9 protein-coding genes and 1 tRNA gene are annotated in these 10,852 nt (G+C 58.8%); 7 read left to right on the top strand and 3 right to left on the bottom strand.

What is annotated here, in order from left to right; translation table 11 throughout:
* Positions 1-49: 49 nt before the first annotated feature.
* From IPP35_02655 to IPP35_02635, 5 genes are all read left to right on the top strand, one after another.
* Positions 50-123: transfer RNA gene (locus tag IPP35_02655), tRNA-Met, on the top strand.
* Positions 124-297: 174 nt separating this feature from the next.
* Positions 298-810 (top strand): hypothetical protein, encoded by a 513-nt coding sequence (locus tag IPP35_02650; GenBank protein MBL0058023.1) that lies wholly within the window; start codon positions 298-300, stop codon positions 808-810.
* A 2-nt stretch (positions 811-812) separates the two neighbouring features.
* Complete coding sequence (locus IPP35_02645) at positions 813-2,555, top strand: SDR family NAD(P)-dependent oxidoreductase (GenBank protein MBL0058022.1); 1,743 nt, start codon at positions 813-815, stop codon at positions 2,553-2,555.
* Positions 2,552-3,202, top strand: coding sequence for a class I SAM-dependent methyltransferase (locus IPP35_02640; GenBank protein MBL0058021.1), 651 nt, complete (start codon positions 2,552-2,554; stop codon positions 3,200-3,202). The genes IPP35_02645 and IPP35_02640 overlap by 4 nt, the downstream gene beginning before the upstream one ends.
* Positions 3,199-3,453, top strand: a complete 255-nt coding sequence (locus IPP35_02635) for a hypothetical protein (GenBank protein MBL0058020.1) — start codon at positions 3,199-3,201, stop codon at positions 3,451-3,453. The genes IPP35_02640 and IPP35_02635 overlap by 4 nt, the downstream gene beginning before the upstream one ends.
* Here the strand turns inward: IPP35_02635 and IPP35_02630 are convergent.
* Genes IPP35_02630 through IPP35_02620 form a run of 3 tightly spaced genes read right to left on the bottom strand, consistent with a single transcriptional unit; the run spans position 3,437 to position 7,980 of the window.
* Positions 3,437-3,961, bottom strand: coding sequence for a type II secretion system protein (locus tag IPP35_02630; GenBank protein MBL0058019.1), 525 nt, complete (start codon positions 3,959-3,961; stop codon positions 3,437-3,439). The genes IPP35_02635 and IPP35_02630 overlap by 17 nt on opposite strands.
* Positions 3,955-5,331, bottom strand: a complete 1,377-nt coding sequence (locus IPP35_02625) for a hypothetical protein (protein MBL0058018.1) — start codon at positions 5,329-5,331, stop codon at positions 3,955-3,957. Before IPP35_02625 ends, IPP35_02630 begins: the two co-directional genes overlap by 7 nt.
* A gap of 9 nt (positions 5,332-5,340) precedes the next feature.
* The gene (locus IPP35_02620; protein MBL0058017.1) at positions 5,341-7,980 is read right to left on the bottom strand and encodes a carboxypeptidase regulatory-like domain-containing protein; all 2,640 of its coding nucleotides are present in this window, start codon (positions 7,978-7,980) and stop codon (positions 5,341-5,343) included.
* Positions 7,981-8,705: 725 nt separating this feature from the next.
* Here IPP35_02620 and IPP35_02615 point away from each other — a divergent pair.
* Positions 8,706-9,671 carry a hypothetical protein gene (locus IPP35_02615; protein MBL0058016.1) on the top strand — a complete coding sequence of 322 codons (966 nt, stop codon included), beginning with the start codon at positions 8,706-8,708 and terminating at the stop codon, positions 9,669-9,671.
* Positions 9,586-10,851 (top strand): hypothetical protein, encoded by a 1,266-nt coding sequence (locus IPP35_02610; protein MBL0058015.1) that lies wholly within the window; start codon positions 9,586-9,588, stop codon positions 10,849-10,851. Before IPP35_02615 ends, IPP35_02610 begins: the two co-directional genes overlap by 86 nt.
* Position 10,852: the final 1 nt, after the last annotated feature.

Below are 10,852 nucleotides of genomic sequence, written 5' to 3'. Positions count from 1 at the left end.
CCCCGGTTTTTCCCCGAACATTTCAACAAATTGCTAAAATGAGAGGAATGGCGGGGTAGCTCAGCTGGTTAGAGCGCACGCTTCATAAGCGTGAGGTCGAGAGTTCAATTCTCTCCCCCGCTACTTTTATTTTTTTAAAGCACCCGCTTCCTTTTTGAGGCGGGTTTTTTATTGGGGGCGGGAAAGCGCGAAGCTTCCGACGCTTTTCCTCTGGGGCGAGAGGGGCTATTCGCCGTTGGTGGGGAGAAGCTCTTTTGTCACAGGAGCGTCCTCTGCACTCACGACGGTGAAGGCCTGGTGTTGCGAGACTCCGAGGATTTGGTTGACCACCCCCTGGAAAGATTCGGGGCCGATTGGGCATCCCGTCGGCGGGCCCGGGCGCGCCAACTCACGGCGGACAAGGATTGGCGGCCCGCCATCCAGGCCTGGGGGAAAGTGTTGGACTTATCGTCGGCGGACCCGGCCTCGACCAGCGCCATGGCCCACGGCCGGGAAGAGGCCTACGCCGCCGCGGCCGAGGCCCAACGCAAGGGAAATCGGCAAACCGCCATCGACCTGTATCGGATGTCCGCGCAAGGGTTGAAAACCTATAAAGACAGCGAAACCCGGATCTCTCTTTTGGAAACCGCCGGAAAGCAACGCGCCAAAGAGGACTCCCAGCGATTCTACGAGAAGGGCATGGCGGCCTACTCCGCCAAAGAGTTAGAATCAGGCAAGAGCCTATTCGAACAAGCCCTGCGGGCCAACCCGGACGACAAAAAAGCGGCCAAGGCCCTGGAACGGTTGAAAGAAGAAATGGGGAAAAACTGATCATGCTGAGACAAACCGCGTCGGGAGGTGTGGATATCCGTTCTTGGCGTGGGGACTGGGCTCTTGTCACGGGGGCCTCCGAGGGGTTGGGGATGGCGTTTGCCAGGGAGTTGGCGAAAGGGGGTCTTTCTTTGGTCCTCGTGGCGCGGAACGAAACGCGCCTTCTGTCCTTGGCGGCGGAACTCGAACAGGGCGCGGGAATCAAGACCCTGGTCTTGGCCCGGGACCTCTCCTTCGCAGGGGCGGCCGAGGAACTGGTTGGCGCCATCAGATCCCGTGGCATTCGCGTTCGCCTTTTGATTAATAACGCGGCCCGTGTTCAATGGGGACCGCTGGAAGGGACCTCTCCGGAAACCCTCCTGGGGACCGTTCAACTAAATATCACGACCATCGTTCAACTCTGTTATCTCCTTCATAAGGATCTCTCCTCGTTTCCCACGAGTGCGATCGTCATGGTGGCCTCCACGGGGGCGCATTTCGTTACTCCTTTTATGGTCAATTATACCGCCAGCAAGGCTTTTCTCAAGAGTTTTGGATTGGGTTTGCACAGCGAGTGGGAATCCCAAGGAATTTTGGTGCAAACTCTTCTGCCGGGGGTTATTGAAACAAACATGAACGCGCGGGCGGGTTTTTCCACGCGCGTCTTGGCCAATATTGAGAACGGAAATCCCCGTCAAAAACCGGAAACCGTCGTGGCCGTTTCCCTTCAGGGTTTGGCCCGCGGGGCGCCCCTGGTTTATACCCGATGGAAAGATGTTTGGATAGGCCGATTAGCGGCCTTCGTGCCGGTCCAATTTCTGGTTCGCGTCGGCAGAAAAATTTTCTCCCCAACGGCCGCCGAAAGATCCGGTGATGAAACCCCGCCCGCAGGGGCCGCGGAGTGTTCCCTCTGTGGGTTCCGCGCGGACCCACCTCCCGGGAATCAAATCGGTCGCGTCAGGGGCAATACCGAACGGTTTAAGGAAACCTGGTTCCGAATATGGAAGTGCCCGGCGTGTGGAACGGTTCACAGCATCGACCCGGTGGATTTCGCCGACATTTACCGCGATTATCCGTTGAACGGGCTTTCTCTCGATGGATTTGCCCGGGTCAGTATGGGGAATCTGTTGCGGCGCCTTCGGCGGGCTGGGTTGAAAAAGGAACACCGTGTGTTGGACTACGGTTGCGGAAACGGACGATTTCTGGACTTCCTGAAATTGAAAGGGTGGGGCGCCTGCGTCGGATACGACCCTTTCCTTCCCGCGTTCGCCACCGAACCCGAGGGACTTTTTGATTGTGTGGTGTTTAATGATGTCATTGAGCATGTTCCCGATCCGCGCGCGGCTCTTCGGCGCGCCAGTTCTTTTGTGAAACCGGGCGGCCTTTTTTATATCGGAACTCCCGATTCAGCGCCGATCGCGGTCGATCGACTGGAACGCTCCACCACCGCCCTTCACCAGCCATTTCACCGGGTGCTTTTAACCGGAGCGGGATTGGACCGTCTGGGGGAGGAAACCGGGTTTGATCGGGTCGCTCGGTATCGACGGTCCTATTTGGACACGCTGGTCCCCTTCTGCAATTATCGTGTGTTCGACGAATACAGCCGAACCCTGGGACACAACCTCAACGCGGTCATTGCGAATCGGTCCCCCTGGATTTTTTTTAAAACCCCCCCCCTCCTCTTTTTTGCTTTTTTCGGCTATTGGTTTCCGAGCGCGGAAGAACCGGCGTTAATTTTGCGTCGTCCCACGGGGAAACCCCAATGAAAATGAACCGAATTGAAAAAATGATGATGAACAGCGGGGTGCGCGCGGCTTTTCAGCGGTGGGTGGAAGCTCCGATTCTTCTGCGTTTGGGAGGGCCGGTGAAGGGGGGAGACGTCCTCGAGGTGGGGTGCGGGCGCGGCGTCGGGACGGAACTGATCCTGACCCTCTTCGGAGCGAAGTCCGTTCACGCTTTCGATTTAGATCCGGATATGGTGCGGCGGGCCAGGCAACGTTTCGCCGGTTGGGATCCAAACCGGGTCACGCTGGAAGAAGGCGATGCCACGGCCATTCACTTTCCGGATGGAAAGTTCGACGCGGTCTTCGATTTCGCCGCCTTGCACCATGTCCCGGACTGGGATCTCGCCCTCGAGGAAATCCGGCGAGTGCTGAAACCCGGCGGGGCCTTTTATTTTGAAGAAGTCACCCGTCCATGGCTGAACCGCTGGCCGTACCGGGTCCTGTTTGACCATCCCAAAGAAAACCGGTTTACCAGCCAAGAGTTTCGCGCGGCGCTGGAGCGGCGCGGGTTTCGTCTGGGAACCGTTTGGACGGAGCGCAAGGGGGGGGATTTTGTTTTCGGCGTGGCGCGCCTCGGAAAGGTTTCCCTGGATCCAACGGGGCCGGTCGGCGCGGGGCGGCGCCCGTGAGTTTGCGCGTTCGGTTGAGCGTGCTCAGTTGTTTGTTGGTGGGGTGCACCCTCGCGGCGGCGTCCGCGTCGCCTTCTTCTGGGCAGGTTTTTACAGAGGGCGGCATTGAAACCCGATCTTGGGCGGCGGGGAAAGGCGAACGGTGGGCCAGCCTCACCCGAGCCGTGGATGAAAAAAAACGGTTCAAGGCGACCATCGTGTTTTCGGAAGACGCGCTGGCCGCCGAGAACCTCTTCAGTTTAATGGAGTGATGGTTTCCGTAACTGATATCTCGGAATCCGAGAGGGGTTTGATGGTGGCCTTGGAGAGTTGGATGGAAACAGTTATAGATCTAAAATCAGTCCCTTTCGAATTGATGAAACTGCACCAGACAAGGTTGTTGGAATAGACCCTTTTCGTTCCCGTTTCGGGGCCGATGAGGAGTTGGGAACCGGTTTGTCTGATGACATACATGATGTCGTCCCCCGCTATAAACGTGATTTTGGAAAAGGGGGGCTGGCCCACGGGGCTTAGGATACTAGTGGTCCCAATTCTGGCCATACGGAGTAACCGGATGATTTCGTCCATGGCAATGCGGGCTTCGCGCTGAACTTCGATTTGGGTGGTGTTGCGGTTGGTGAACCGGACCAGGTCGATCATCATTTTTGGAACAACCGCGGCGCCCAACCCCATGATGGCCGCCACCACCAACAGCTCCGTTAATGTCAACCCCCGTTGCCCGGAGGCTCGTGCCGGTCGCCCCCACCGGCGTTTCACCATTGGACGCTGATCTCTTTTCCGGAAATCCGGGTGGCGGTGTTGTTGATCCTAACATTTTTCATTCTTGCCTCATCGAAATAAATGGTGGGTCCGTGCGCCCCGGCAGGGGCTCCCACGTAAGAGGGCGACGACATGGCTCCGACCACGACGGGCCTTCCGGAAATAACGTCGAACCCCGCGGCTGAATACATGAAGGCTCGAACGCTCACGTTGCCGATGGGGTAACAGCATCGGGTCGGGTTCATCCATTTGACTTGCATGCTGTTGACCCCGCCCGCGGTCCAAACCGTTTGGGCGGTGGGATGTTGGTACTCCAAATTGGCGCTGGCGGGAATGGTCGCCTGTACGACCCCGGCCCCGAGGCTGGAAATGGAGAGTCGGCTGTTGGCTCCGTTCCATCTATTGATCACCGCCTCAACGTCGATAAAAGTATAAGAACTGAAAACAATGGGGGCATTCACCGTTGTTTGCGCCCCGGTCATATCGTTTTCGAAGAGCAATACCGCGGAGGGGTCTTGAAACTGATAATTAACACCGAAATAGGCTCCAACGGTGGTAAAGCCCAGGTTCCGGGATTTCAGGAAAAGGCCGGAGCCCACCGGGTTGGCCTCGGCGATTCCGTTAATGGTGGCAAACATTTTCCCGTTGGCCGTCCTGGTGGGAACGACGGATTTCATGGCTTTGTCTTTGTAGTAATTGAAATCCGGGACCGGGTCTGGCCCGACGCTTGTGGGAAGAATCCAAAACTCTACGTTGTCGGTGGGGTTCAGTTTATTATATATCGTCCCGGGAACCACCGAAATCTGAGAGTCCGAAATTTTTCGGGGGAAATGACGAGCGCCGTACGGGCTGGCAGAGCTGACGTTCATTGTTCCCTTCCGGCGAACGGGCGCCCAATGGACGATCATGTCCGAGTTGACATTGCACGTCCCATTATTGTAAAAGGCGCCTTGAACGCCCGAGTTCCAGTAGACGGCTTGAATTCCTTGAACCTCGTTGGTGGATTTGTCCCGCGCGGTGACCAGCATGGTGAACTGGTCGGCGAGGGGGCCCGTCGTTAGGCGGACCTTGTATTCGCCTTCGTCGATATCGGTAAAAACTTGGTCGTTGTTATACCCCGGGATCACGGTTCCGCTGGACGCCTGAGCGTAGAACTCGGTGCTGGTGGACATCCGCCATTCCGCTTTTTGAAGCGCGGCCTGGGCCAGGGAGGATGTTTTGAGCTGGCGGACGCTTTTGACGCTCCAGGCGCTCTCTCTCTGAACCAGGTGAACCATGAGAGGCGTCAAGATGGCCAGCACCAACACGATTCCCACGGCCAGGATCATGATCTGCCCGCGGGGAGCGCAAAGTTCTTTAAAACGGTTCATGGGAATCCCCTAAAAATTCAGGTCGACCGTCGGGACTGAATTCGAGCTGATGTTAATGCCCGATACGACGGTTCGGTTGGTGACAACGCTTCCGTTTTCGACATGGGTTTCGTACGCATACAGGTTTCCTTTATCCAGTGCCCATGAATTCACTTTAAGATTTAGTTGGTAGGTCCCATCGGTTTCGGATCGGGTGGCAGAATATTCGTGCATGCTACCGAGATCAGGGGCATATCCGGGGGCCCAAACAGCCGGCAGAATGCTATTCTTATTCAGGATGACGATCGCGCCTGTTTTTAGAGGGACGCCGCCGCGTGTGACCTTTCCGGTCATGGTTCGGACGTCGCTCGTGAATACCAACGGCGGCGCGGCGAGGGTCGCCCCCGCATCGGTGGCTTGAACGGTAACGCTTTGGTCATTTGGCGGGATATATCCGATAGGCGCATAGGACGTCAAGGTGTTGACCCCTTCCGTAACCGTAGCGTTGTAATACCCGTTGGAATCCGAAATGACACTTTTGTTCCCCGGATTTATAATCACAGATTGGCCGGAAAGAGGAGACCCCCCGGATGTGAGTGTTTGTCCTCGCACCGTCGCTTGGCAAGGCAAAAGGACGAGGGGGGGGGCGCACACGGCTCCCACACTGCAACCCACCGGGATAAACTGGGAGGACGCATATTTGCGGTTGATGGCCGCCCCTTGATTGATGGTGGCGCGGAATCCGGCGTCCATGGTTCCAACGGTGATCGTTCCGTCGGCTCGGGTCAGTTTTAGACCGGTCATGTCCGTGGGGCCCGGCGCAGAGGGCATTCCCTCCACCACGGGGAGCCCGGCGATGGGGAATCCCAAGTTGTCCTTCACCGTGCCTTGAAGTATGGCCCAACGGTTGGTTTCCCGCGCTGAAACGTTGATTGTCGTGGGGCCCGTGCTGGTGGGGCTAATGAAGGAACTCGGGTCGTAGGATTTTCCGAATGCGCCGGCGCTGACCGCCACCATTTGGGGCGCGGTGGTGACGGTGAGGGTGAATTGCGAGGTTTTCCGGGACGCGGATCCGCTGATCCACCAAACCGTGCCCGCCGGCGTAGGGTAACCCAAAGGGTCGTTGGTCCACACATAGGCCCCGGTGGGGGGAACCCCCGTCCGGGGCATCGTGTCCGCTGTTAACATATTGCGCGGCGGGGCGGCCACGAAGGTGGATACCACGAAATCCGCCGAATTGTCATCCATATCGTAGGCGGGACCGTCCACGTTGCTCACCCCCGAGGTGCTGGATATCCGACTATAGGAGGTCCCTGGTGAGGGTCTGCCTTCAATGCGGATGCCCTCAACGATGGTGGGGTCATCCCCGCCGCTTCCCCAGCCCACCCGGTCCCATTTGGTGGGTCCCCCGGCCACGCAGGGGGCCTGGCAGAGGCCCACACCGCCGACGCCCGGTTTGGATCCTGAACCATCCTCCTGTGTCGGTATGATGTTTTTGTTGGCCGCAAACATGGGGAAATTCGTGTAGTTGGGGTTTCCCACCGAGGTGTCCCACACCGCGTCGGGGATTTTCGATATCCCCGCCACCACCACGGGACTCGTGTTGGCGAACAAATAAAATTTGCGGTTTTCGAAGAAGTTGCTTAAATAGTTAATGCTGATGGGGAGCGCCACAGGGTCGTCTGACACATGTCGTTGATACATGAGCCCCACGTTTCCCGGCATGGTCCAGGTCCAGGTGGTGGGGTTATAGACCTCCACGTATTCTTGTGAAAAGCCGGACGAGTTCACCGTGGACGCCACCACCTGGCTGATGACGAGGCTCGGGTTGGTCCACACAGAGCCTTGGACCACGCCCGTGGGACTGCGGTTGAGCGAAAAGTCCACCGTGACCGGGCTGGTGAGGAATGACAGGTTCAGCCCGGTTATCGTCCGGGGTTCGTACCCGGGATAGGAAGCCGTGACGACATAGGTGCCCGAGGGAACCTGGATCGTATAGGCCCCCGTGTTGTCGGTGGGCGCGAAAGCCCGCTGGTCGGAATAGGAACCCATCACCGAAGCGCCCGACAGGGGCACGTTGTTCGTGCTTTTCACGACCCCCCGGAACTCGCAGAGGCGGATGTCGGTCCGGGGGGATTCCACGATGTTTTTCAATTCCACGGAACGCAAATCTTTTCCGTCCCGCCAGGTGATCAGTTCGGTGATCCGTTTCAAGCCCTCGTCGGCGGCCGAGGCGGCCAGGGCGGTCAGCTGGCCATTGGACCCGTGGGACATTTTCTCGACCAGGGTGTAGCGGGTGAACGTGGCCGCGCCGACCTTGGTGCTGGTGGGGGGATATTGGATGGTGTCGTAGTATTTGGCCGGTGTTAGTCCGGGGACGGCGGCGGTGACTGAACTGGCTGAAATCTCGCCGTATCCTGTGGCCACCAGCGTTGCCAGGTGGCTTTGAGCCTGGTTGGCGGCGAGGGTCTTGTTTTTGGAAGTCGCCACGCCCATGCCCACCCCGCGGAACACCTGCACGCCCACGAGGAAAATAACGGAAACGACAAACATGAACAAGACCACTTCAATCATGCTGGATCCCAAAATCCGTCGAGCGATCCGCGACTCCCGCATTCCCGATCGAACCGGCCCTTCGGGTCGGGCTGAACCTTCGTGGCGAAGTTTCATAAACCCCTCCTTTCCCCCGCATCCCTTCAATCCAGTCTAGCCCCTGAACCCCGTTTTTGCCAGGGTTTTTTTTGCGGTTTGTTTACAAACACGAATTTCTCATAACCCGGAGAAAAATTGTTAATATTTAGCCTCGACGCCGGGCCGTGCAGGATGCCTAACCCGGATAATTCAGTTGCACGCGAGGACCGAGACGGAAAAGATGGCTCTTTTTACGAAACAAAAAAGTGAGAGCGTAGCTGGGACTACGGTCGAACTTTTTTGTGAAGTAAAAAGGGTCAGATTTTACGTCGAATCCCGTTCAGCGGCTCTGCCGCCTCCGGTGTTCGGCGCTCTGCGCCGAACCGTGGGCAACTGAATTATTCGGGCTAGTCCTGGCCCCATTCAGGGGGCGGCTTGTGCTCGAGCGGAGCGGAGATCGCCCGATAAATCGGGCAACTACGCTCAACTTCCCGGCATTGCATTTTGCCCCGAACGTTCTTTTCGATAGCCGCGTGGAGAAGGGGGGGCCGTTTTTTTCCCCCTCCTTCACCCGGAGGGGGAATGGGGAGGTGTTAACCGTGACGGTCCGGAACACGGCTGAAACGAGACCCCTCCCGGACCCTCCCCTTGGGAAGGGGAGGGAACGACCGATTGTCCGGGTGGCAGGGTTCCTGAAATTGAACCGATGAAGACCTGGTAAGTCGTCTCAATTTATCGCTCAACTCTTGTGAGGGAGAATGACCATGGTGGTTTCAAAAAAAACTTTTTTCGTCCTTTTCTTCATCGCCGCGGGTCTCTTTCCGTTGCGCGCGGGGGACCGCCCCCGGACGCTGTTGGACTCCGCCTCGCGCGGCGTTTTTAATATCGGGGAATCCCGCGGGAAATTGTCCCTGGCGCCCGACGCCGGGCTTAAACGAAACGTTCTTCAGCTGGATTTCGACGCCCCCGAAAGTTCGGTGGTCGGCGTGTGGAGCAAGGGATACGGGGACCTGGGCGCCGCGACGGCGAATTTCGTCACGATCTCGGTCAAAACCAACGACGGAAATCCCGCCAACGTCACGGTTGTTTTTGAAGTCAAAGGGGACAAGGGGGGCCAGCGGATCCCCGTGCCGCTGAAGGCCGGTTGGTCCGCGAGCGAAGCGGTCCTGGACTGGGCCCGGATCGGCGACTTCGCCGAGGCGGTGTTCGTGGTGTCGCCCGTGGGCGGAGCCCGGCGGGGAACGCTGTGGTTCGATGCGGCCTTTGGTTTGGCCCCGCGGGCGGCCGCGCCCGCGGCGAGCGGGTTCGGGCTGACCCAGGCGGGCGCCAAGGGCATTTTCACCATGAAAGGAGCGGATGGGAAAGTCGCCGTGGTTCCGGAGGGAGCTCTCCGCCGCGACGTGTTGAAGTTCGATTACGCCGCCCCGGCCGGTAGCGCCGTGGGGGTCTGGACCAAAAACTTCCCCGCCGAATGGAGCGCGGGGACCGTGAACGGGGTCAAGGTCGCCTTGTTGGGCACGGACCTGCAATCGAAACAAGTCGCGGTTTCCCTGGAAATCAAAGGCTCCAAAGATACCCAAAAAATCCCCGTTCCCGTCCAATCGGAGTGGGCTCCCGTTCCCCACCGCATCGACTGGGCCCGCGTTGGCTCGCTTCAGGAAGCCGTGGGTCCTCACCCCCGTGGGGGGCCTTCGGAAAGGAACCCTCCTGGCGGATTTGGTTTTCGTTAAACTTCCCGAAACGAAGAAAGCGGCGCCCGGCACCGTGGCTTTGGAAGACGCCCGGGCCCGGGGTCCGTTCAACACGGGGCCCGCCCAAGTGGCGGTGGGGTCCGTGTTCGACGAAACCGTTCGGAAAGAAATCCCGACCCTCTCCTTTTCCGTTCCCGCCGGGTCCCTGGTGGGGCTGTGGACGAAAGACTATCCGGCCCTCGTCCCCGCCGCCATTCATGGGGTCACGGTGGGGGTCCGCGTTCCGCGGTCCGCGCTGGGGCGGTTGTCCGTGGCGCTGGAAATTAAGGGAACCCAAAAAGAAATTCAACGCATCCCCGTGCCCCTGGGGTCTGGTTGGAACGTGGTGCGGGAACCCGTGGACTGGGCGACGATCGGCGAGTTCAAAGAGGCCGTGTTCGTGGTCCAGCCGGGTCCGAAGTCAAGCCTCGTTTCCTCCACGCTCGGGTTCAATCTGGAATTTTCCAAGGACGATTTCCCGAAGGGTGTGGTTCCTCCGCCCGCGGTTCCTGAACCGGGCCCCTTGGTGGCGGCCGGCCCTAAAACCTACCCATTCACTTTGGCGGGTGCCCGGGGGGTGTTCAATATTCTGGGGTCCGATGGCCTCATTGAAACGCGCCTGGACGACTCCCTGAAAAGAGAAGTTCTTTCCTTTAACTACAAGACGCCCAAGGGGTCGGCGGCGGGGATTTGGATGAAGGATTTCCCGGTGGACTTGACCCGGGAGGTGGTGAACGGCGTGCGGGTGGCCGTGAACGTTCCTAAAGACCTGCGGGTGGCCGGAATCGACCTGTCCTTGGAACTGAAGGGCGACAAGGTCCAACAGATCCCGCTTTCGTTAGGGGACGGGTGGACGGAAACGCGGGAAGCCATCGATTGGTCCGCGGTGGGCCGGTTGAAAGAGGCGGTGTTCGTTCTCCATCCCGTGGGCGGGGACCGGGCCGGCACCGTGGGCCTGGACCTGGAATTTATTCAAGGAACGTTCCCTAAAAAAGAGTCGCCGGTGTCCGGGCCGAAACGGCTTTTGTGGGTTCTCCTCGTCGGTTTAGGTCTTTCCCTCTTTACCGGCGGGGTGGGGAAGGCTTGGCGGCGGATGTTCCGGCGCGAGGAAACCGCCGCGGCCCCGGTTTTGGAAGAAGCCGAGGAAACGCCCTTTCTCGCCTTCGATCCGACGCCTTGAA

Source organism: Elusimicrobiota bacterium, assembly GCA_016721625.1.
Classification (GTDB): domain Bacteria; phylum Elusimicrobiota; class Elusimicrobia; order FEN-1173; family FEN-1173; genus JADKHR01.
The sequence above is the reverse complement of the archived record's forward strand: the minus strand, read 5'-3'. Positions and strand labels throughout refer to the sequence as shown.